The sequence below is a fragment of the Enterobacter sp. Li2LvB3 genome, from assembly GCF_056156645.1.
Genome location: NZ_JBSICG010000003.1, coordinates 144,909 through 166,821 on the forward strand (window position 1 = coordinate 144,909; position 21,913 = coordinate 166,821).

General features: G+C 53.9%; 18 protein-coding genes. 6 read left to right on the plus strand and 12 right to left on the minus strand.

All coding sequences use genetic code 11. From position 1 onward, the window contains the following. Positions 1 to 10: 10 nt before the first annotated feature. Entirely contained in the window at positions 11 to 1,603 is a 1,593-nt protein-coding gene (gene malX, locus ACS603_RS03705) for a maltose/glucose-specific PTS transporter subunit IIBC (protein WP_182060795.1), read from the minus strand. Between the two features lie 178 nt (positions 1,604 to 1,781). Between malX and ACS603_RS03710 the strand changes: the two genes are divergently transcribed. Continuing rightward, positions 1,782 to 2,810, plus strand: a complete 1,029-nt coding sequence (locus tag ACS603_RS03710; RefSeq protein ID WP_182060796.1) for a Mal regulon transcriptional regulator MalI — start codon at positions 1,782 to 1,784, stop codon at positions 2,808 to 2,810. A gap of 53 nt (positions 2,811 to 2,863) precedes the next feature. Here the strand turns inward: ACS603_RS03710 and ACS603_RS03715 are convergent, their stop codons facing one another. After that, positions 2,864 to 4,405, minus strand: a complete 1,542-nt coding sequence (locus ACS603_RS03715; RefSeq protein WP_474943784.1) for a YdgA family protein — start codon at positions 4,403 to 4,405, stop codon at positions 2,864 to 2,866. Positions 4,406 to 4,504: 99 nt separating this feature from the next. Next, positions 4,505 to 5,680, minus strand: coding sequence for a mannose-6-phosphate isomerase (gene manA / locus ACS603_RS03720; RefSeq protein WP_474943785.1), 1,176 nt, complete (start codon positions 5,678 to 5,680; stop codon positions 4,505 to 4,507). Positions 5,681 to 5,878: 198 nt separating this feature from the next. On the opposite strand from manA, the gene fumA reads away from it, so the two are divergent. Further along, positions 5,879 to 7,525, plus strand: a complete 1,647-nt coding sequence (fumA, locus tag ACS603_RS03725; protein WP_315688432.1) for a class I fumarate hydratase FumA — start codon at positions 5,879 to 5,881, stop codon at positions 7,523 to 7,525. A 139-nt stretch (positions 7,526 to 7,664) separates the two neighbouring features. After that, the gene (gene fumC / locus ACS603_RS03730) at positions 7,665 to 9,059 is read left to right on the plus strand and encodes a class II fumarate hydratase (protein ID WP_182060800.1); all 1,395 of its coding nucleotides are present in this window, start codon (positions 7,665 to 7,667) and stop codon (positions 9,057 to 9,059) included. Here fumC and tus read toward each other — a convergent pair whose 3' ends face one another. From tus to rstA, 3 genes are all read right to left on the minus strand, one after another. Continuing rightward, positions 9,060 to 9,989 (minus strand): DNA replication terminus site-binding protein, encoded by a 930-nt coding sequence (gene tus / locus ACS603_RS03735; RefSeq protein WP_315688434.1) that lies wholly within the window; start codon positions 9,987 to 9,989, stop codon positions 9,060 to 9,062. Between the two features lie 75 nt (positions 9,990 to 10,064). Next, positions 10,065 to 11,363, minus strand: coding sequence for a two-component system sensor histidine kinase RstB (rstB, locus tag ACS603_RS03740; RefSeq protein WP_182060802.1), 1,299 nt, complete (start codon positions 11,361 to 11,363; stop codon positions 10,065 to 10,067). Positions 11,364 to 11,387: 24 nt separating this feature from the next. After that, positions 11,388 to 12,104: a two-component system response regulator RstA gene (gene rstA, locus ACS603_RS03745; protein WP_182060803.1), complete on the minus strand. Its 717-nt coding sequence runs from the start codon at positions 12,102 to 12,104 to the stop codon at positions 11,388 to 11,390. A 128-nt stretch (positions 12,105 to 12,232) separates the two neighbouring features. Here rstA and ACS603_RS03750 point away from each other — a divergent pair, with 128 nt between their 5' ends. Further along, positions 12,233 to 12,568 carry a GlpM family protein gene (locus tag ACS603_RS03750; RefSeq protein WP_182060804.1) on the plus strand — a complete coding sequence of 112 codons (336 nt, stop codon included), beginning with the start codon at positions 12,233 to 12,235 and terminating at the stop codon, positions 12,566 to 12,568. Here ACS603_RS03750 and folM read toward each other — a convergent pair. The 3 genes from folM to ydgH form a co-directional block, all read right to left on the minus strand. Then, positions 12,565 to 13,287, minus strand: a complete 723-nt coding sequence (gene folM / locus ACS603_RS03755) for a dihydromonapterin reductase (protein ID WP_182060805.1) — start codon at positions 13,285 to 13,287, stop codon at positions 12,565 to 12,567. The two genes, ACS603_RS03750 and folM, sit on opposite strands and share 4 nt — an antisense overlap. 38 nt (positions 13,288 to 13,325) lie before the next feature. After that, entirely contained in the window at positions 13,326 to 14,708 is a 1,383-nt protein-coding gene (locus ACS603_RS03760) for an amino acid permease (protein WP_182060806.1), read from the minus strand. Positions 14,709 to 14,893: 185 nt separating this feature from the next. Next, positions 14,894 to 15,838, minus strand: coding sequence for a DUF1471 family protein YdgH (gene ydgH, locus ACS603_RS03765; RefSeq protein WP_182060807.1), 945 nt, complete (start codon positions 15,836 to 15,838; stop codon positions 14,894 to 14,896). A gap of 534 nt (positions 15,839 to 16,372) precedes the next feature. On the opposite strand from ydgH, the gene pntA reads away from it, so the two are divergent. Both pntA and pntB read left to right on the plus strand, forming a co-directional pair. Then, positions 16,373 to 17,902 (plus strand): Re/Si-specific NAD(P)(+) transhydrogenase subunit alpha, encoded by a 1,530-nt coding sequence (gene pntA, locus ACS603_RS03770; RefSeq protein ID WP_182060808.1) that lies wholly within the window; start codon positions 16,373 to 16,375, stop codon positions 17,900 to 17,902. Between the two features lie 10 nt (positions 17,903 to 17,912). Next, positions 17,913 to 19,301, plus strand: a complete 1,389-nt coding sequence (pntB, locus tag ACS603_RS03775; protein ID WP_182060809.1) for a Re/Si-specific NAD(P)(+) transhydrogenase subunit beta — start codon at positions 17,913 to 17,915, stop codon at positions 19,299 to 19,301. A gap of 63 nt (positions 19,302 to 19,364) precedes the next feature. On the opposite strand, the gene uspE is transcribed toward pntB, so the two are convergent. The 3 genes from uspE to ogt all read right to left on the minus strand — a co-directional run bounded on the left by uspE (position 19,365) and on the right by ogt (position 21,903). Then, positions 19,365 to 20,315, minus strand: a complete 951-nt coding sequence (gene uspE, locus ACS603_RS03780) for a universal stress protein UspE (protein WP_182060810.1) — start codon at positions 20,313 to 20,315, stop codon at positions 19,365 to 19,367. Between the two features lie 136 nt (positions 20,316 to 20,451). Further along, complete coding sequence (gene fnr, locus ACS603_RS03785) at positions 20,452 to 21,204, minus strand: fumarate/nitrate reduction transcriptional regulator Fnr (protein WP_014070017.1); 753 nt, start codon at positions 21,202 to 21,204, stop codon at positions 20,452 to 20,454. A gap of 183 nt (positions 21,205 to 21,387) precedes the next feature. Next, on the minus strand, positions 21,388 to 21,903 hold the full coding sequence (gene ogt, locus ACS603_RS03790; RefSeq protein ID WP_182060811.1) for a methylated-DNA--[protein]-cysteine S-methyltransferase: 516 nt from the start codon (positions 21,901 to 21,903) through the stop codon (positions 21,388 to 21,390). Positions 21,904 to 21,913: the final 10 nt, after the last annotated feature.

Below are 21,913 nucleotides of genomic sequence, written 5' to 3' on the forward strand. Positions count from 1 at the left end.
GGGTGAGGCATCAGGCTTCTACTGTTCGCATCAGGGTAGCCAGCTCATCTTTGACTGACTGTACCTGCGGGCCGATGACAACCTGCAAATTATGCTGATTCAACTGCACCACACCGATGGCGCGATTTGCCTTCAGGGCATTGGTGTCGACCTTCGACATATCGTTAACCGACAGACGCAGGCGCGTAATGCAATTATCCAGTGAGGTTATGTTATCCGTTCCGCCAAGCGCCGCCAGAATTGCAGGGGTGTTATAGCCGGATTTACCCACTGTCCCGGCAACGGCTTGTTCAACGCCGCTAGCGGTATCAGTATCGCGGCCCGGGGTTTTCAGGTTAAAGCGGGTGATAGCAAAGCGGAAGATCCCGTAGTACACCGCGAACCAGATAGCCGCCACAACCGGCACCAGATACCATTTGGTCGACAGGCCGTGCAGGATGCCGAACACCACAAAGTCAATCACGTTGCCGTCGGTGTTACCGATAGTCACGCCCAGCACCGCCATGACGGTAAAGCCCAGACCGGTCAACACCGCGTGAATGAGGTACAGCACCGGGGCAACAAACAGGAACAGGAATTCGATAGGCTCGGTTGTGCCGCCTACAACGCAGGCAATCACGCCAGAAATCAGCAGGCCTTTAATTTTATGGCGATTTTCCGGGCGTGCACAGTGGTACATCGCCAGCGCAGCACCTGGCAGGCCGCCGAGGAACGCAGGCATTTTACCCTGCGACAGGAAGCGGGTTGCGCTCTCAGAGAAGCCGTGAGTGGTCGGGCAGCTCAGCTGTGCCTGGAAGATGGTCAGCGCACCACTGACATCGTGACCACACACGTCCATGGTACCTCCCGCTTCGGTAAAGCGGATCAGCGCCACGAGGATATGTTGCAGACCAAATGGCAGCAGCAGACGTTCGCCCGTACCAAAGATCATCGGGCCAAAATCACCGGCACCGTTAATGATGCGCCCGATTCCGTTAATGCCCAGCGCAAAGACCGGCCAAATGAGAGGAATAATCAGACCAAACAGGCCCATGACCACCAGGGTGACGATCGGGACAAAACGTGTGCCACCGAAGAATGCCAGCGCATCCGGCAGGCGGATATTGTGGAAGCGTTCGTGCAGCATCCAGATAATAACGCCCGCGATCACTGCACCCAAAATACCTGTATCAATAGACTGAATGCCAATGACGCTCTGAATGTTGTTTGCTTTCAGTACGGCGGCATCGGTTGTTGGCAGGATGCCTTTCGCCGTCAGCCAGAAGTTAACGGCAAGGTTCATCACCGCGTAGCCGACAAACCCGGCGAAAGCGGCAACGCCTTTGTTTTCGCGCGCCAGCCCGAGCGGGATAGCGATACAGAACATAACGGGCAGGAAACTAAATGCAAAGGAGCCGACCTTACTCATCCAGATGAAGATCGCCTGTAACACAGGGGCGCCGAGGAACGGGATCAGCGTAATAACATCGTTACTGCTCAGCGAGCTGCCGATCCCCAGCATGATCCCGCAGAAGGAGAGGAGTGCCACGGGCAACATAAAGGTTTTACCCAGTTGCTGGAAAAACTCCCACAGCGATATTTTTTGTGCTGCTTTCGTCGTCATAAAACGACTCCTTTATTGTTAAAATAGGTTTGCCTGCTTCAATGCTGCGAGAAGATAAAACGTTTTATCAAACTTTAGTGCGCGCTAAATCACATTCTCAGGCTTTCGCAGGGAGTATAAAGATAACGTATTGATAAAACGTTTTACCGATCTCATTATCAGGGAGTCACGCCAACACATGGCTGTAGCGAAAAAAATCACCATCAACGATGTCGCCCTGGCGGCTGGCGTGTCTGTCAGTACCGTTTCGCTGGTTCTTAGCGGAAAAGGGCGCATCTCTTCCGCCACGGGTCAGCGAGTTAACGAGGCTGTTGAGCAGCTGGGTTTTGTGCGTAATCGCCAGGCATCGGCGTTGCGCGGCGGGCAAAGCGGTGTGATTGGGTTGATTGTGCGCGATCTGACCTCACCGTTTTACGCAGAACTGACCGCCGGGCTGACCGAAGCGCTGGAAGCGCAGGGACGGATGGTGTTTTTGCTGCACGGCGGGCGCGAGGCCGATCAGCTTCTACAGCGTCTGGATATGTTGCTGACGCAGGGCGTTGATGGCGTGATTATCGCCGGGGCGTCCGGTGTCGGCAGTGAACTGTGCGAGCGCGCCGCCGCAAAAGGCGTGCCGTTGGTGTTTGCATCGCGCGCCAGTTACCTGGACGAAGCGGATACGCTGCGTCCTGACAACATGCAGGCCGCACAAATGCTGACCGAACATCTTATCCGTCGTGGCCATCAGCGTATCGCCTGGCTGGGCGGGAAAAGTTCCTCCCTGACGCGGGCTGAACGGGTGGGGGGGTATTGCGCCACGCTGATTAAATACGGGCTGCCGTTCCACAGTGAGTGGGTGGTGGAGTGCGAATCCAGCCAGAAGAAAGCCGCCGAGGCGATAGGTTCGTTACTGCGCAGTAACCCAACAATTAGCGCCGTAATTTGCTACAACGACACCATCGCGATGGGGGCATGGTTTGGCCTTATGCGCGCGGGGCGTCAGAGCGGTGAAGGAGGCGTTGAAACGTTCTTTGGTCAGCAGGTAGCATTAGGCGCTTTTGCTGATGTCAGCGAAAATGCGCTGGACGATCTGCCCATCGTCTGGGCAACCACACCCGCACGCGAGATGGGGCACACGCTGGCTGACCGGATCATGCAGCGAATCGAGAACACCGAGGTACAGGCCGGGCATCAGATTGTGACGGCACGGCTGGTACCGGTGAAGTAACTCTCAGCACATTGCCCGGCAATAAAAAACCCCTCTGCGAGGGGTTTTGATATTTATTGTTGCGGCACAGCCGGTGCTGCTGGTGCTGTCGGGTCGGCAGGTTCAGCCGGGTCCGGCATTCCCATCGCAGGCATTCCGAACATACCGACAAAATCTTCCAGTGGCATTTTGTCGCCGTTGAGCGTCACCTGGCCGTTTGCATATTGCAGGCTGGTTGAAATGGTGTTGTCTTCCAGTTTGGTGATGCGGAACATCTGCCCCATCGCTGCCAGGCCTTTCACCTGCTGGTTCGCCAGCTTACCGGCATCTTCATCACCATAACCTTCGAGCTTCGCGACCTGGGTCATCAGCTCGGTGGCCATATCCATCGGAATAGTCAGCTTGCTGTCGAGCGATTTCACGGTGCGGTCCACTTCCTGGGCCAGCGTCTGTGGCTCACCTGTGGCGGTAGAAGGATCTTTCAGGAACAGCGAGAGGTTAAAGCTTGTTTCACCTTTGCTGTTTTTCCAGCTCAGCGGTGCAACGGTAATAACCGGATCGCCTTTCAGCAGAATCGGCAGATTGTTGAACAGCACCGCCATCGCCTGCTGCTGATAAACTTCAGGGTTTTGCTTCAGTGCGGCATCCGTCAACAGCGCCTGGCTCTCTTTGCTGTATTTCTGGCTGAACTGGTGCCACGCGGCCCCATCAATATTGCCAATTTTCAGCGACAGTTTACCGGTGCCCAGATCCTGATTTTGTACCTTCAGGCTTTTCAGGTTGTAATCCAGTTGGGTATTGATGCTTTTACCGTCTTCGGATACATCTGATTTGCCGGTCAGATCCATTCCTTCCAGCACGCCCATCTCTTTACCTTCAACCGCGATGGCGAGCTTTTCCAGGCTGATCTTTTGGTCGCCAATACGCTCGTCAAAGCTGGTCATGCGGCTGTTGCCGTCGGCTTTCAGGTTATTGAATGTGAGCTGAACCTTCTGGTCGTACTCGTTAACGGCATTCACCAGGCCACTTTGTGCTTCACCGGTCAGGGTGAAGACGTTGCCGTCACGATCGGCGTCGAGCTGGAAATTGCCGCCGCTGAAAGCCACTTTCTCGTTACCGTTTTCGTAGTCCAGCGCTTTCAGCGCGATACTGGAACGGGTATCTCCGGCATAGCCAATGCGGGTATCTATCTCAAATGGCGAAGTATTTTTCGCAATATCGAATAGCGGCTTCGTGATGTCGTTATTCACCAGAACGGTTTTTACCGACGCCATCGATGGGATCAGATTAAAAGAGGCCAGCTGTGCCAGCGGGAAAGGGCCGTGGCTCACGACTTCGTCCAGTACCACGCTTTGACCAGGCTTCAGCCAGGCGGTTTCATTTCCTGCCACCGGCTTGACGACCAGCTGCATGTGGCTGGTAAACACGCCGCGCTGATAGTTTTGATAACTCAGCTCCACGCCAGCTTCTGGCGCGCTACGTATGATTTCGCCATTGGCCTGCGTCACCATCTCAGCCAGACGGCCTTCCAGCTGTTTTCCTGTAAACCAGGATGCACCTGTCCAGACCACGCCTAATGCAACAATAACCCCAACCGCTACGACCGATTTTTTCATTGCGACTATCCCTAAAATGAAACCAGGCGGTAAAAACCGCCCGGTGATATAAAGTCTTCAACTAGCTTAGCAAGAGTTGTTAAAAAATTCAGTAAGTGCTTATAGCTTATTGAAAACACGCGCCAGTCGGCCAGTGCCGCTTACGCTAATCGGCGACTCACTGGCGGCGATAAAGGCAGATTCACCCGGCTTCAGCACCAGGCGCTGTGCGTCTTTATGCAGAACGGCTTCACCTTCCACACAGAACAGAATCGCGGCGCTCTCCTGGGCGATGGCGGTTTCAGCGTCGCTCAGGTCATGCAGAGAGAAGGCAAAATCGTCCACCGGGATCGGGAAGTCCAGCTCCGCACCCTGTTTCACCGGCTGCGTCAGCAGCGCTGAAGCGGGCTTGGCGACAAACTTCACGTTAGCAACCAGTTCCGGAATATCGATGTACTTCGGCGTCAGACCCGCGCGCAGCACGTTATCGGAGTTTGCCATCACTTCCAGCGCCACACCTTGCAGGTAGGCGTGCGGGGTTTCAGCAAACAAGAACATCGCTTCGCCTGGATTCAGCTTCACTACGTTCAGCAGCAGCGGGGAGAACAGGCCGCTGTCATCCGGGTAAAACTCTGCGATCACGCGAATGGTGTCCCACGGCTCGCCCTGCTGGCTACTCAGCGCGGCTTTCAGCACTGCGATCGCGTGCGCTTTTTCTTCTCCCTGCATGTTAAGCAGGCTGGCAAACAGCTGGCTCAACCCTGCAGCGTCTGGATTTTGCAGGAAGTGGGCGATGGCTTTATTCGCCCCCGCGACGGGTTGCAGCAGAGAAATAATCTCTGAGAACTCGCGGAATGCGTTCATTGCCAGGAATGGGGTCAATGCAAAGACCAGCTCAGGCTTGTGGTTAGGATCTTTGTAGTTACGCTCTGCGGCATCCAGTGGAATACCCGCGGCGTTCTCTTTCGCAAAGCCAATTTCAGAGGCTTTTTTATTCGGATGAACCTGAATAGAAAGCGGCTGGTCGGCACACAGCACTTTAAACAGGAATGGCAGTTCGCCAAAACGGCTGGCAACCTTACTGCCCAGCAGTGCCGCTTTATCGGCGTCGATCACGTCACGCAGGGAACGTGTCTGACCACTGGCGTCTTCAATTTTTGAGCTGCTCTTCGGGTGGGCGCCCATCCACAGCTCTGCCATCGGCAGGTTGTCGGGGTTCGCGATACCGTAGAGATCCGTTAACGCAGTTTTACTTCCCCAGGCGTAGTTTTGCACTGAGTTGATGAGTTTTTGCATTATCAAGCCCTGATTCAAAAGGTGGAATTAACTCCGGGTATTAAAGCAATAAACCGTGTGGAAGTAACCTTCGGATGTAAAAAGTCGTACTAGTCTCAGTTTTTGTTAAAAAATTGTGTAGGATAGGCTAACTCGCTTTTAAGCGGGCAGCGGAACGCCTGCCCAAATAATCAGACCGAAGCAGTAAGTGAGAGAACAATGTCGAACAAACCCTTTCATTATCAAGATCCTTTTCCCCTCAGTAAGGATCAGACCGAATATTACCTGTTAACCCGCGATCATGTTTCTGTCTCTGAATTCGAAGGGCAGGAGATCCTTAAAGTGGATCCGCAGGCGCTGACCTTACTGGCGCAACACGCGTTTCATGATGCCTCTTTTATGCTCCGTCCGGCGCATCAGCAGCAGGTTGCCGATATCCTGAGCGACCCGCAAGCCAGCGAAAACGACAAGTACGTGGCACTGCAATTCCTGCGTAACTCCGATATTGCCGCCAAAGGCATTCTGCCGACCTGCCAGGACACCGGCACGGCCATTATCACCGGCAAAAAAGGCCAGCGTGTCTGGACCGGTGGTGGTGACGAAGCTGCGCTGGCGCACGGCGTGTATAACACCTATATCGAAGACAACCTGCGTTATTCGCAAAACGCGGCGCTGGATATGTACAAAGAGGTCAACACCGGGACTAACCTGCCTGCGCAGATCGATCTCTACAGTGTGGACGGCGACGAATACAAATTCCTGTGCATCGCCAAAGGGGGCGGTTCTGCCAACAAAACTTACCTCTATCAGGAAACGAAAGCGTTGCTCTCGCCGGGCAAGCTGAAGAATTACCTGGTTGAGAAAATGCGTACGCTGGGTACTGCGGCATGTCCGCCGTATCACATTGCGTTTGTTATTGGCGGGACGTCTGCCGAAAGCACGCTGAAAACCGTTAAGCTCGCCTCTACCAAATACTACGACGGCCTGCCGACGGAAGGTAACGAACACGGCCAGGCGTTCCGCGATGTGCAGCTTGAGCAGGAACTGTTGCAGGAAGCGCAAAACCTGGGGCTCGGCGCGCAGTTTGGCGGTAAATACTTCGCCCACGATATCCGGGTGATCCGCCTGCCGCGCCACGGTGCATCCTGTCCGGTAGGGATGGGTGTTTCCTGCTCTGCGGATCGCAACATTAAAGCGAAGATCAACCGCGACGGTATCTGGATCGAAAAACTGGAAAACAACCCAGGCAAATATATTCCGGAAGAGCTGCGCAAAGCGGGTGAGGGTGAAGCGGTACACGTTGACCTGAACCGCCCGATGAATGAGATCCTGGCACAGCTTTCACAGTACCCGGTTTCGACCCGTCTTTCCCTGAACGGCACCATCATCGTTGGACGCGACATCGCCCATGCGAAACTGAAAGAGCGCCTGGATAATGGCGAAGGTCTGCCGCAGTACATTAAAGATCACCCGATTTACTACGCCGGCCCGGCGAAAACGCCTGAAGGTTATGCTTCCGGTTCGTTAGGCCCAACCACCGCTGGGCGCATGGACTCCTACGTTGACCAGCTACAGGCCAACGGCGGCAGCATGATTATGCTGGCGAAAGGTAACCGCAGCCAGCAGGTGACGGATGCCTGCCACAAACACGGTGGCTTCTACCTGGGCAGCATCGGTGGCCCGGCGGCGGTACTGGCGCAGGGCAGCATCAAGAGCCTTGAATGCGTGGAGTACCCGGAACTGGGTATGGAAGCTATCTGGAAAATCGAAGTAGAAGATTTCCCGGCGTTCATTCTGGTGGACGACAAAGGTAATGACTTCTTCAAACAGATCCAGTCTTCCCAGTGTTCGGCATGTGTGAAGTAGTTCTGTGACATTCCGGGTGGCGTCAGCGCCACCCGGCACATTAAAGAGCGCACAAAGCGCCATACAGTAATTCAGAAGCCATCAATACTTATCTCTTAAGCATGTGAGCAATCCCATCTTTGTTATCAAGGAGAAAGTAATGACAACGCATCGTCGCGAAACAGATTCTATGGGCGCGATCGACGTCCCGGCCGACAAGCTATGGGGCGCGCAAACCCAGCGTTCGCTGGAGCATTTCCGCATCTCAACAGAGAAAATGCCCGTTTCGCTGATTCAGGCGCTGGCACTGACGAAACGCGCCGCAGCCAAAGTGAATCAGGATTTAGGGTTGCTGGTGGCAGAAAAAGCCTCGGCCATCATCAACGCGGCTGATGAGGTGCTGGCAGGTAAACACCCCGATGAATTCCCTCTTGCCATCTGGCAGACCGGCTCTGGCACGCAAAGCAACATGAACATGAACGAAGTGCTGGCAAACCGCGCAAGCGAACTGCTGGGCGGCGTACGTGGTATGGAACGTAAGGTTCACCCGAACGATGACGTGAACAAGAGCCAAAGCTCTAACGATGTCTTCCCGACGGCAATGCACGTGGCGGCGGTGATCGCCATTCGCGAGCAACTTATCCCGCAGCTGAATGTGCTGAAAAAGACCCTCAACGAAAAATCGCAGGCGTTCAGTACTATCGTCAAGATTGGCCGTACACACCTTCAGGATGCCACGCCGCTGACGCTCGGCCAGGAGATCTCCGGCTGGGTTGCGATGCTGGAGCATAATCTTAAGCACATTGATAACAGCCTGCCGCATTTGGCGGAGCTGGCGCTGGGTGGAACGGCGGTTGGGACCGGTTTAAATACGCACCCTGAGTATGCGGTGCGCGTGGCCAAAGAGCTGGCGGATATCACCGGACAGCCGTTTGTCACCGCGCCAAACAAGTTTGAGGCGCTTGCCACCTGCGACGCACTGGTGCATACCCACGGCGCCCTGAAAGGGCTGGCGGCCTCGTTAATGAAGATTGCCAACGACGTGCGCTGGCTGGCGTCTGGCCCGCGCTGCGGTATAGGCGAAATCAGCATCCCGGAGAATGAGCCGGGCAGTTCGATCATGCCAGGAAAAGTGAACCCGACCCAGTGCGAAGCCATGACCATGCTCTGCTGCCAGGTGCTGGGTAACGATGTGGCCGTGAATATGGGGGGCGCGTCCGGTAACTTTGAGCTGAACGTCTTCCGCCCGATGGTCATTCATAACGTACTGCAATCGGTTCGCCTGCTGGCAGATGGTATGGAAAGTTTCAACGAGCACTGTGCAGTGGGGATCGCGCCAAATCACGATCGTATCAGCCAGCTGCTGAATGAGTCGTTGATGCTGGTCACCGCGCTCAATACGCATATCGGTTACGACAAAGCGGCTGAAATTGCTAAAAAAGCCCATAAAGAAGGGCTGACGCTCAAGGCCTCAGCGCTGGCGCTCGGCTATCTGACAGAAGCCGAGTTCGACACCTGGGTACGTCCGCAGGACATGGTCGGCAGCCTGAAATAATCACTCTGCCACATACAGGTGCAGCCGTGGAATGATCAGCTGTAGCGGCTGCGCCTGAGGCTTATAACGGTGCTGAACATTTTCGGCATCGTAATTCAGCAGTTCACCAATATCCGGCACCACCGCGCCCTGGTCGGCATCATAGAGTGCAATCAGCGGCGTCGGGCAGGCGTATTGCACCTGTTTTTGTTGCCCCGAATACCAGACGCGAGCGATAGGCTGCACTTTCACCGGGCGCTTTATCTTAAGCCGCGTATCCGCCGGTAAAGACGCAATGCTGTGATATTCCTGCTCCAGACGTTCAATCCACTGTTCCCGTGACCACGGGGCCACGGTGCGCGGGGCTTTCAGGCTTTTTTCAAGCTGGGCGAGGATCTCATCGCGGGTGAAGTTTTTGATGATGTGCTTGTTCGCCCAGCCAAACCGCAGCGTGGCGGGGTGGCGCAGTACCGTCAGGGTTCGGTAGGCATTCAGGGTAATCAGCCCCGGTAGCTGGCGGTGCACCCATTCAAAACGGGCTGCAGGGGCTAACCCCGACTCTTCGGTGACTATCTTCTCAAACGCCGCTTTCAGGGCATTGATATGCGCAATCTGGGTTTCCAGCGCTTCCCGCGTGGTGGTATCGGTTTGCAGGCAAATCACCCCAGGCAGACGGACGGCAGCCTTACTGCTGCGGTTTTCTGACTGCTGCTGGATAAACAGGCGACGATAATGTAGCAGGGTGAGTTCCAGCGCCGCATTGCCGATCTGCTGTTTCACCTCGATAGTGTCGAGCGGGTCGTGTTCAGCCCCTTTGCCGACCTCCGGCAGGGTAAACACACGCGCCGCCAGTAATCGGCAGGTCTGCAAACGCTCTGTCAGGGTGAGTAACCCGTGCTCCATTTCCCGAAATGTAGTGTTTAGCCGTTCAATGAGGTCGTAAGTTGCCATGATGTCCCTTCGTTAGTTACAACATACTTAATGATATAGCACAGCACGCCGGGTCGGGCCAGCGTGCGGTTAATGTCAGGCAGGAACGGGAAGGGTGATGTTGTGATAGACCGGCCAGCTAAAGCAGAACTGCGCGCCGCCCAGTTCGCTCTCGCCACAGTGAACCGTGCCGCCCATTGCCTGCGCGATAGAATAGACAATGGCCAGCCCCAGCCCACAGCCGCCTGTTGCACGGTCGCGGCTTGGATCAAGGCGCACAAACGGCTCGAAGACTTTTTCTCGCTCATCCGGGGCAATACCTGGCCCGTCGTCTTCAACGGACAAACTGGCCTGACTGCCCTGTAAATCTAAACGGATACGCAGCGTACTTTCGCTGTAACGCATGGCGTTGTTCATCAGGTTATCGAGAACGCGCTCCATCAGGCGCATATCCAGCGCGCCATAATCACCGGGCGTAACCGTAGTCAGCAGCGCCCGTTGCGGGTTAACGCTCTGCACGTCATCAATATGGGTTTGCAGCCAGACGGGCAGGTCAGGGGTGCTGAGGTTCAGTTCGTTTTGCGGGCGGTCGAGGCGTGCGTAAGTCAGCAACTCTTCAATCAGCGCTTCGAGCTGGCCAATATCGCGGTTGAGCGCCTGAGACTCGGCCTCGGTAAGATTCTCGCTCATTTCCAGCCGATAGCGCAGGCGCACCAGCGGGGTACGTAATTCGTGGGCGATGCCGTCGATCAGCTGTTTCTTACTGACTATCAACGCATTGATGTTATCGGCCATCTGGTTGAACGCGATGCCCAGACGATCGAAGCTGGAACCGCTGTCAAAATGGATGCGTTCGGTCAGATGCCCTTCACCAAAGCGTTGCGCCGCGGATTCGAGTTTCAGCATGTCCTGCCAGTGGGGACGCATCCAGATAAAGACCGGGAAAGCCAGAGAAATGGCGATAAACGCCAGCAGCGCCATATCCAGCAACCGCATCTGATGCAGATAATAGAGATAGGGCACCGGCCCCACCGCCAGCACATAGTGGCTGCGGGGAATACGCTGGATAAAGGTGTATTTTTCGTCAAGCGCGACAATATCTCCGTCGCGCAGTCGCTGCATGGCAGGTGGATCTAATTCAAAATCCTTCATCGGCTCAATACGCAGATCAAACGACAGATTCAGATCCAGCTCTTTTAAGGTTTTTGCCCAGTCGTGTGGCGGGATTTCGCGTAATTCGCTGCGCATCAGATAGAGCGAGCTTTTCATCAAATCATCCAGAGACTGTCTGCCCGCACGCTCGGCGGTGAATTTATAGACCAGTCCGACCAGCATGGTCATTACCAGGAAGCAGACAAACAGCAGAAGATAAAACTGCACAAACAGCTTTTTCATTAACGATCCCGGATGACGAAGTAATCAGGTTTCCCAGGCGTGTGGGGCGAAAAGATAGCCCTTGTTACGCACGGTTTTAATACGGTATGGCTCAGTGGCGTTATCCAGCAGTTTCTTGCGCAGGCGCGAAATGGCTACGTCCACGCTGCGGTCCATGCCGTCGTAACTGACCCCGCGCAGGTTTTTCAGCAGAGCATCCCGGTCCATGATCTGCCCGGCGTGGGTTGCCAGTTCCCACAGCAGGTCAAAATCTGCCGTTGAGAGGGCAATCAGCTCACCGGATAACAGAACCTGGCGGTTAATCGGGTCAATGGATAACGTACCGAAACGCATTGCTTTATGCGGCGTAAGTGACGGTGCCGGCGCTTCACGTTCAACGCTTGCACGCTGGCGAAGATGAAGCCGTAAACGCGCGAGGAGCACCGCCGGAGGCGTTGTTTTCAGAATATAGTCATTAGCCCCCATTTCCAGCGACAAAATATGGTTCATATCGCTGTCCAGAGAGGTAAGAAGCACAATCGGGCCATCCCACTGCGCGCGCAGGTCGCGACATACCGTCATCCCATCTTTGCCTGGCAGCATAATATCCAGCAACACCAGATCGGGGTTTTCGCGGACTACAACCTCTTCAGCACGATCGCCACGAGGTTCGACGATGACGTCCATATCATGTTTACCCAGATAAGCGGCGATCAATTGCCCAACTTCGGGTTCATCTTCTACATAAACAATCTTATTCATACAGCGTCTGTTATCGCGAAAAAAGCCAACATACACCGCGCAACCTTAACCTTCCATTAATCTTTCAAAATTAACGTCAGTTCCGTTATTCTGGTTCACATTGTTATTTGATTGTTATAGGAAAAATCATGGGGCTGGTGATTAAAGCGGCGTTGGGTGCGCTGGTGGTACTACTGATTGGCATTCTGGCGAAAACGAAGAACTATTACATCGCCGGGCTGATTCCGCTGTTCCCGACATTCGCGCTTATCGCACACTATATCGTTGCCTCTGAGCGGGGCATTGAAGCCCTGAGAACCACTATCGTCTTCGGCATGTGGTCGATAATCCCGTATTTTCTTTATCTGCTGTCGCTGTGGTATTTCACCGGGTTTCTGCGTTTACCGCTGGCGCTGGGCGGAGCCGTTGTCTGCTGGAGCCTCAGCGCCTGGGTGCTTATCTTTTTCTGGAGCCGTTTCCACTAACGCAGCGGACGGCCGCCATCCACCGCGAAGGTTCTGCCGGTCACGTAGCAGCTGGTCAGCAGGTAATCGATAAGATCGATAACCTCTTTTTCGCCAGGGGCTATTTTCATCAGCGACTTATTCAGCGCCTGTTGGCGGTATTCCGCGTCATCGCTTTCATTAAATAAAATCATCGCCGGAGCAATGGCATTGACCTTAACCTCTGGCGCCAGTTTGCGGGCAAAGGAGCGCGTCATGTTGTCCAGCGCCGCTTTGCTGGCCGCGTAGGCGATATGCTTGTCGCTGCCGCGCTCCACCACATAATCGGTGAAGTGGATGATATCGGCCGCAGCGTGCCCGTGCCCGCGCAGCAGGTCCAGCAGCGCGTGGTTAAGCAGGTAAGGGGCGTTAACGTGGATTTGCAACATGCCAGCGAGCGTATCGCTGAGCGACGTGCCGGGTTTTTCCGCAAGCCAGGCGCTGGCGTTATGGATAAGCGCCCGCAGCCCGCTGGTGGTGGATTTCACTTTTTCAGCAAAAGCGAGAATGCCTTCGTCGGTTGAAAAATCGGCCTGAATACAGACGGCACCGGCTTTGCGTAGCCCTTCAATGGAAGGGTATTCGTTGCGATAGCTGACGATCACCGGCTGGTGAAGGTTGAGAAAATGATGGGCGATGGCGAGGCCGATACGGCGGCCTCCGCCAGTAATCAGAATAGGGCGTTGCTGTGTATTTCCCATCGTAGTCTCCTTTCAGTTCAACAATGGGAAAGACGGTGCTATCCCATTAACATCCACGTTGCTGGTACGGCAGCAACCAGTAGTAATCCAATCAACGCCATTTCACGGCGCATTAGCGCATTATCCAACTGATGCGTGCGGCGGGCGTAGATAAACACCAGCAGACCCGGCGCATATAACACCACAGATAGTAGCAGGTGCATAGGCCCGGAAGCATACAATAACCATAGCCCGTAAATACAGGCACCTACGCCCACGGCATAGTGTGCCGGGCGGCTGGCGATTTTTAACAAATACGCACCCACCAGGAAATAGGGTACCAGAATCATTTCAGAGGCGATGGTCAGCAGGGTGTTATAGTCAGAACCTGTGAGCCAGATCAGCACCAGACAGACCTGCACGCTGATGTTGGTCAGCCACAGCGACGCCGACGGCGCATTGTTGTTATTCTGGCGCGCAAACAGACGCGGGAACGCTTTGTGCGTGGCGGCCAGGAATGGCACTTCGGCGGCCATGATAGTCCAGCTCAGGTAGGCACCGCACACGGAAACGATCAGTCCCGCCGCTATCACTACATCGCCCCAGGAACCCAGCATTTTAACCATAAGCCCGGCCATTGACGGGTTACGCATTTCGGCCAGTTCAGGACGTGCAATAACGCCGAGTGAGAGTAATGTCACCAGCAGATACACCCCCAACGCCGAAATAACCGCGAGCAGTGTAGCGCGGCCAACGTCGCGCTTATTTCGCGCACGCGCAGAAACCACCACCGCGCCTTCAACACCAATGAACACCCACAGGGTGATAAGCATGGTGTTTTTCACCTGTTCCCAGACCGGGACGCCAAGCGCGATACCGGTGAAATCGAGTTTAAAGACATCCAGGCGGAACGCGATAAAGGCCAGCACGATAAACAGGCCGAGTGGAACCAGTTTGGCCAGTGTCGCCACCAGGTTGATGCTTGCTGCGGTTTGCACACCACGCAGCACCAGCCAGTGAACAAACCACAGCAGTACCGATGCACCCACAATAGATTGCCAGGTATTGCCGTCACCGAATAAACGCAGCTCTGGCGTGTCGGTAAAGAAGCTCAGGGCAGAGAAGACAATCACCAGATAAGAGACGTTGGCGATAACCGCGCACAGCCAGTAGCCCCACGCTGAACAGAAGCCAATCAGTTCACCGAAACCTTCCCGCGCATAGGTGAAAATCCCGCCGTCGAGGTCCGGGCGAATGCGGGTTAACAGCAGCATGGCAAAGGCCAGCAACAATATTCCGGCGCCGGTGATACCCCAGCCAATGAGTAACGCCGCAGGGCTTGCTACGGCCGCCATATTTTGCGGCAAACTGAATACACCCGCGCCCAGCATTGAGCTTAAAACGAGTGCAGTTAAAGCACTCAGGCCAAGTTTCTTTTCCATTGGCTTCCTGTTATGAAAGTTCTAAATCCAGAATAATTATTTCGCACAGGCGCATAAAAATGGTGGATCACACTAAGGCGCGGGATTTTACGGAGTGTCACGAAGTCATGCAATGACGTGGGGCGGAAATTCGAAAAAAAGTAACAAAAAAGGCGGCATTACGCCGCCCTTGTTCAACTGTTTGCTTACTTGTACAGGTCAGCGCTGATGGTGATGTTATTACCACGTTCCTGCCATTGGCGGGTGATGTGGTAGTACTTCGCCCCTTTCCTGGCAGCGCGCTTCGCTACCTGATAAGAGATTTCCGTCATGTTGCCGTAGTTGCCGCTAAACTTGATGCTGTCGAACGGTACCATCTGCGCAGCAGTGGCATTGTTCAGCTCTTCAATTTTAGTGCCGTCTGGCAGCGTTACAGAGTAGCGACCACCCTTGGTGGATTGCGTTTCAAAGAAACGACCCACTTCAGCACTTGGTGCTGCGGAAGTCGCAACGCCTGGGATCTCCACTTTCTTCGCTTCTTCTCCACCTTTCGCGATAGCAGCGCGGCCCGCTTCGGAGTTGGCAGGAATGGCATCCGGGCTTTGCAGAACGCGTTTTTTCGCATCCTGCTTATAGATGAACGCGGTGATGCGCTGGTTGCCGCCCTGGTTGGCATCAACCTGACGTACGATGTAGAACGCGTAAGCGTCTTTTGCTTTAGCCGCTTTGGTGATGGCGTCGTTCACTTCAGGCTGGTTGCGATAGAAACCCTGCACGGTAACGGTGTCGTACGGTTCCAGTTCGATTGCCTGATCTTTTGGCAGTTCGACGATGCCGTTAATGACACGGTTTTTCGGTGCGTCAGCTTTTGGCGCATCGTCTTTATACAGCGCGATGGTTACGCGCTGGTTGCCGCTGTTACCGTAATCAGACTGGTCAACAACATAAAAGGAAGCCGCACCGTTTTTGTCGGCAGCTTTTGTTGCGGCGGCGACGGCATCGCCAATGGAATTGTAACGACCCACAATGACCGTATGGTCAAAAGGTTTTAACGCTGCCGCTTGCTCCGGCGTTAACTCTGTCGCGGCATTCGCGGACAGGGCGGTCGCAGAAAGAAGTGCGGACGCCAGGAGTGTGTTCTTAAGCTTCATAAAAATAATCCTTCGCCTTGCGCAAACCATATACTGGTATTGTTGTTAATTTGAGACGGCCCCGATTATTGCATTTAAATCCCGTCGCTGTCTGCGCCATTTTTCACAGCCAGTGCGATGTGCTGGACCCTTTTCGATAACATTTAGTGATATGTTGAAAAAACACGCGTTTGACAAGCAAAACTGATAAAGCATATGACTTTTACAAGTTAATTTAATGTTAATAAGTTGATCTCTTATGGCGCTATATCATCTTTTTACCGCTTCGCTTGCGCTATTTATCGGTTCTGGCGGTGAATTTAAGGTAAATATGTCTGTCAGCGATGCGGATCACTTATTTTTCACAAATAAAGTAAGAAATAGTGTTTTCAGGCGGTGGATCACGGGCGCTATTTTCAGTAGGTTATAGAAAGTTTGTTACTGTTTTATTTTCCGGGGTTAATCATGTGTCGGCGCTAACAACTGGCTAAAGTTGATACAAACCACGGGTATTTATCGACAAACCATCATCAAAAACCGATGGAAGGGAAAACTATGCGTATTGGGGTACCAAAAGAACGGTTAGCCAATGAAACCCGCGTAGCGGCTACACCGAAAACGGTGGAGCAACTGCTTAAACTGGGTTTTACCGTCGCGGTTGAAAGCGGCGCGGGCAAACTGGCGAGTTTCGATGACGATGCCTTTATTCAGGCTGGTGCAGAAATAGTAGAAGGTGCAGACATCTGGCAGTCGCCGATCATTCTGAAGGTGAATGCGCCGGAAGAGAGCGAAATTCCACTGCTGAATCCGGGCACTACGCTTGTGAGCTTTATCTGGCCGGCACAAAACCCGGAACTGATGGAAAAGCTGGCGGCGCGCGGTGTGACCGTGATGGCGATGGATTCCGTGCCGCGTATTTCGCGTGCGCAGTCTCTGGATGCATTGAGCTCAATGGCGAACATCGCGGGCTATCGCGCCATCGTTGAGGCGGCTCACGAGTTTGGTCGCTTCTTTACCGGGCAAATCACGGCGGCAGGTAAAGTGCCTCCGGCGAAAGTGATGGTGATTGGTGCGGGCGTGGCTGGTCTGGCTGCCATTGGTGCAGCAAACAGCCTCGGCGCCATTGTGCGTGCATTTGATACCCGCCCTGAAGTGAAAGAGCAGGTGCAAAGTATGGGCGCCGAATTCCTTGAGCTGGATTTCAAGGAAGAAGCGGGCAGCGGTGATGGTTATGCGAAGGTGATGTCAGAAGCCTTCATTAAAGCCGAAATGGAACTCTTTGCGGCTCAAGCAAAAGATGTCGACATTATCGTGACCACGGCGCTGATCCCTGGTAAACCGGCACCGAAGCTGATCACCCGTGAAATGGTTGATTCCATGAAGTCGGGCAGTGTGATTGTCGATCTGGCATCGCAAAACGGTGGTAACTGCGAATATACCGTGGCAAACCAGGTTACAACGACAGCCAACGGTGTGAAAGTGATCGGTTATACCGACCTGCCGGGGCGCCTGCCGACCCAGTCTTCTCAGCTGTACGGTACCAACCTCGTTAACCTGTTGAAGCTGCTCTGCAAAGAGAAAGACGGCAATATCACTGTTGATTTTGAGGATGTAGTTGTCCGTGGCGTTACCGTAGTCCGTGAAGGTGAAATCACCTGGCCTGCGCCACCAATTCAGGTATCGGCACAGCCTCAGGCTGCACCGAAAGCGGCTCCTGCGCCAAAAGAACCGGCAAAACCGGCTTCACCGTGGCGTAAATACGCAATCATGGCGTTGGTGATAATTCTCTTTGGCTGGCTGGCGGATGTCGCACCTAAAGAGTTCCTCGGACACTTCACCGTCTTTGCGCTCTCCTGCGTGGTGGGTTACTACGTGGTGTGGAACGTATCGCACGCGCTGCATACTCCGTTGATGTCGGTTACCAACGCCATCTCTGGGATCATCGTGGTCGGGGCGTTGCTGCAAATTGGTCACGGTGGCTGGGTTAGCTTCCTGAGCTTTGTTGCGGTGCTGATCGCCAGCATTAATATTTTCGGTGGTTTCACCGTGACTCAGCGAATGCTGAAAATGTTTCGTAAAGGCTAAGGGGTAGCATATGTCTGGAGGATTAGTAACAGCCGCATACATTGTTGCTGCGATCCTGTTTATTTTCAGTCTGGCGGGGCTTTCTAAACACGAAACGTCTCAGCAGGGTAATAACTTTGGTATCGCCGGGATGGCGATTGCGCTGATTGCCACCATCTTCGGGCCGGACACCGGCAACGTTGCGTGGATCCTGGTGGCGATGATTATCGGTGGAGCTATCGGTATTCGCCTGGCAAAACGTGTTGAAATGACCGAAATGCCAGAGCTGGTGGCGATCCTGCACAGCTTTGTCGGCCTGGCTGCGGTGCTGGTGGGCTTCAATAGCTACCTGTATCACGAACCTGGCATGGAGCCGATTCTGGTCAATATCCATCTGACCGAAGTGTTCCTCGGCATCTTCATTGGTGCAGTGACCTTCACCGGTTCCATTGTGGCGTTTGGTAAGCTGCGCGGTAAGATCTCCTCTAAACCGCTGATGTTGCCTAACCGCCATAAGCTGAATCTGGCGGCGCTGGTTGTGTCATTTGTGTTGCTGGTTGTCTTCGTACGTACCGAAAGCGTAGGAATGCAGGTGCTGGCGCTGCTGGTGATGACGATTATTGCGCTGGCGTTTGGCTGGCATCTGGTGGCGTCCATCGGCGGTGCTGATATGCCAGTGGTGGTGTCAATGCTGAACTCCTACTCCGGTTGGGCGGCAGCGGCGGCAGGCTTTATGCTGAGCAACGATCTGCTGATCGTTACCGGTGCGCTGGTCGGTTCTTCCGGTGCGATCCTGTCTTACATCATGTGTAAGGCAATGAACCGTTCCTTCTTCAGCGTAATAGCCGGTGGCTTCGGAACCGATGGTTCTTCTTCCAGTGCTGATGAAGAAGTGGGTGAGCATCGTGAAATTTCTGCTGAAGATACCGCAGACATGCTGAAAAACTCGCACACGGTCATTATCACCCCAGGCTATGGCATGGCGGTGGCACAGGCCCAGTATCCGGTCGCGGAAATCACCGAGAAGCTGCGCGCGCGCGGTATTAAGGTTCGCTTCGGTATTCACCCGGTTGCCGGTCGTCTGCCTGGCCACATGAACGTGCTGCTGGCGGAAGCGAAAGTGCCTTATGACATCGTGCTCGAAATGGATGAAATCAATGATGATTTCACTGATACCGACACGGTACTGGTAATTGGTGCCAACGATACCGTCAACCCGGCCGCGCAGGATGATCCGGGTAGCCCAATTGCCGGGATGCCGGTTCTGGAAGTGTGGAAGGCGCAGAACGTTATTGTCTTCAAACGCTCAATGAACACTGGTTACGCTGGCGTTCAGAACCCGCTGTTCTTCAAAGAGAACACTCACATGCTGTTTGGCGACGCCAAAGCCAGCGTGGATGCGATTCTGAAATCACTGTAAGTTGCATTGAAACAAAAAAACCGCCGAACTCGGCGGTTTTTTTATTGCCGGGTGGCGTTTTGCTTAATCGTCCTCAGGGTCGTCCAGCTCGACCGGCGTCTGATATTGATCCGGTTTAATCACCAGCAGGTCGCAGCGCAGGTGGTCGATCACCTGTTCGGCGGTGTTACCCAGGAAGGCGGCGGAAATACCTGTACGGCCAATTGTGCCCAGAACCACAATCCCGGCCTGGAGGTGTTCGGACAGGTCAGGAATGACCTCTTCCGGCAAGCCTTTTTCAACGTGAGTCATTTTCTCATCGATGCCGAATTTCTGACGCAGCGCTTTCATCGCCAGCAGGTGCTGTCCACGAATGGCATCGTTGTACACGCTTGGGTCAAATTCAGGTAATTCGATGGCGATGTTGATTGGCGTGACCGGATAAGCCCCCACCAGATGAACTTCGGTATGGTTAACCTGGTCGGCAAGCTCAAGGGTCTCTTTTACCAGTTTTTCATTGAGCGAATTATGGTAGTCCTCTTCGCTGGCAAGGTTCACCGCGACAACGGCTTTACCGCCTTCTGGCCAGGGCTGGTCTTTCACCATCCACACCGGGCATGGGCATTTACGCAGTAAGTGCCAGTCGGTTGGGGTGAAGATCACCGATTCCAGTTTGTCGTGCTGGTGCGCCATTTTCAGCAGCAGATCGTGATCACCGCTCACAATCTCCTGGATGATGGCTTCGAAAGGTCGGTTATGCCAGACCACTTTGATATCGATAGGAACGCCTGCGTCCAGGTAATATTTTGCCTGTTCGCGGATCCACGCGGTTCGTTGGCTGATCACTCCCTGACGCATAGCGGTACGCTCGTCAGGCGACAGAAGGGTGGTCATCTCATATGAGAAGTCATAGATCGGCAAAAACGCTTTGATTTTGCCACCAATCCGTTGATGTAGATACACAGCACGTCGTAACGCCGGTTGATCGTCCTGATTAGGATCGATGGCCACCAGCATGTTTTGATACTTTGCCATACAGGTCTCCTTACTACTGTCACCACAGTCTGTAAGTAAAAGAGTAACCTATATATCTTGAATGAAACAGGGGGGAAGTTTTGCCAGATCAATAAATCATGAAAATTTATCGACCTGGCAGAGTCATTCGTGGGTTTTATGCTACGTTGCGGGAATGCCCGGCGAGTACCGCCAGCGCTTCACCGTTTTCGATGGTGATATACTTGCCTTTAACCGCCAGCATCCCGCTTTTCTGGAAACGACCCAGCAGACGGCTGATGGTTTCAACGGTCAGGCCCAGGTAGTTACCGATGTCGCCACGGGTCATGGTCAGACGGAATTCGCGTGGAGAGAAACCGCGCTCTGCGAAACGGCGGGAGAGGTTATAGATAAATGCCGCCAGGCGCTCTTCTGCATTCTTTTTGGAAAGCAGCAGGATCATGTCCTGATCGCCTTTAATTTCGCCGCTCATCAGACGCATCATCTGCTGACGCAGGTTAGGCATTTTACCGGACAGATCGTCCAGCGTTTCAAACGGGATTTCGCAAACCATTGAGGTTTCAAGCGCCTGAGCAAAGCTCGGGTGATGTCCGGTACCGATAGCGTCAAAGCCGACCAGGTCGCCTGCCAGATGGAAGCCGGTGATCTGCTCATCGCCTTGTTCGGTGATGGTGTAGCTCTTGATGGTGCCAGAACGGATAGCATAGAGCGATTTCAGTTCGTCTCCCGCTTTAAACAGCGTCTGCCCTTTCTGAATAGGCTTTTTGCGCTCGATGATATTATCAAGCTGATCGAGTTCATGCTCATTCAGGGTAAACGGGATACAGAGCTGGCTGATGCTGCAATCCTGGCAATGGATAGCACAACCGCCAGACTGAATGCGTCGTATAATTCGCTTTTCCGGGATCATAGGTTTGCTCAAGCCTTAATTGATATTGGTCAATTTTAACATCTTTTTGGAGACTACGTAAGCCTGGCAAACCATCAATAAAGACAAGAGTCGACATTGTGCTGGCATCTTCTTGAAATTCCACAGCTTGACTATGGATTTTTAACCTAACCGAAAGAAAATTAAGCACTAAAAGCCTGGAAACTACAGCAAAAGATAGCCTTCATGGCGCAGCAACCACTCCTTGCGCTGCACGCCTCCGGCATAGCCCGTCATGGTGCCGTTGCGTCCAATAACGCGGTGGCAGGGCACGACAATACTGACGGGGTTAGAGCCATTAGCCGCCCCAACCGCACGCGCCGCACCCGCACGACCTAACTGCTCTGCGAGCTGACCATAATGCATCACGTGCCCGCATGGGATCTGGCGCAGCGCCTGCCAGACTTCACGCTGAAAAGGTGTTCCCGCCGTCGCGGTAGGCAGGGTGTCGATAATGCTGAGATCGCCCTCGAAATACGCTGCAAGTTTGTCGCTCAACCCGCCTGGATTGGTGGCGCCGATGCGCTCATAACCCTGTGAACGGTAATGAATGTCGAACAATTCCACCATCCGGTCGCTGTGCTCTTCCCATTCTACGGCGCGCAGATTGAACGCCTCGTCGGTAATGATCCACAGCGGCCCAAGCGGGGTCGCAATTTTATCTTCGAGTAACCTCAGCATCCTCTTTCCT

Coding starts and splice junctions, on each gene's coding strand:
- malX (WP_182060795.1), bottom strand. CDS start 1,603: ATGACGACGAAAGCAGCACAAAAAATATCGCTGTGGGAGTTTTTCCAG.
- ACS603_RS03710 (WP_182060796.1), top strand. CDS start 1,782: ATGGCTGTAGCGAAAAAAATCACCATCAACGATGTCGCCCTGGCGGCT.
- rstA (WP_182060803.1), bottom strand. CDS start 12,104: ATGAATAAGATTGTTTATGTAGAAGATGAACCCGAAGTTGGGCAATTG.
- ACS603_RS03750 (WP_182060804.1), top strand. CDS start 12,233: ATGGGGCTGGTGATTAAAGCGGCGTTGGGTGCGCTGGTGGTACTACTG.
- ACS603_RS03715 (WP_474943784.1), bottom strand. CDS start 4,405: ATGAAAAAATCGGTCGTAGCGGTTGGGGTTATTGTTGCATTAGGCGTG.
- ydgH (WP_182060807.1), bottom strand. CDS start 15,838: ATGAAGCTTAAGAACACACTCCTGGCGTCCGCACTTCTTTCTGCGACC.
- ogt (WP_182060811.1), bottom strand. CDS start 21,903: ATGCTGAGGTTACTCGAAGATAAAATTGCGACCCCGCTTGGGCCGCTG.
- uspE (WP_182060810.1), bottom strand. CDS start 20,315: ATGGCAAAGTATCAAAACATGCTGGTGGCCATCGATCCTAATCAGGAC.
- pntB (WP_182060809.1), top strand. CDS start 17,913: ATGTCTGGAGGATTAGTAACAGCCGCATACATTGTTGCTGCGATCCTG.
- ACS603_RS03760 (WP_182060806.1), bottom strand. CDS start 14,708: ATGGAAAAGAAACTTGGCCTGAGTGCTTTAACTGCACTCGTTTTAAGC.
- rstB (WP_182060802.1), bottom strand. CDS start 11,363: ATGAAAAAGCTGTTTGTGCAGTTTTATCTTCTGCTGTTTGTCTGCTTC.
- fnr (WP_014070017.1), bottom strand. CDS start 21,204: ATGATCCCGGAAAAGCGAATTATACGACGCATTCAGTCTGGCGGTTGT.
- fumC (WP_182060800.1), top strand. CDS start 7,665: ATGACAACGCATCGTCGCGAAACAGATTCTATGGGCGCGATCGACGTC.
- tus (WP_315688434.1), bottom strand. CDS start 9,989: ATGGCAACTTACGACCTCATTGAACGGCTAAACACTACATTTCGGGAA.
- pntA (WP_182060808.1), top strand. CDS start 16,373: ATGCGTATTGGGGTACCAAAAGAACGGTTAGCCAATGAAACCCGCGTA.
- manA (WP_474943785.1), bottom strand. CDS start 5,680: ATGCAAAAACTCATCAACTCAGTGCAAAACTACGCCTGGGGAAGTAAA.
- fumA (WP_315688432.1), top strand. CDS start 5,879: ATGTCGAACAAACCCTTTCATTATCAAGATCCTTTTCCCCTCAGTAAG.
- folM (WP_182060805.1), bottom strand. CDS start 13,287: ATGGGAAATACACAGCAACGCCCTATTCTGATTACTGGCGGAGGCCGC.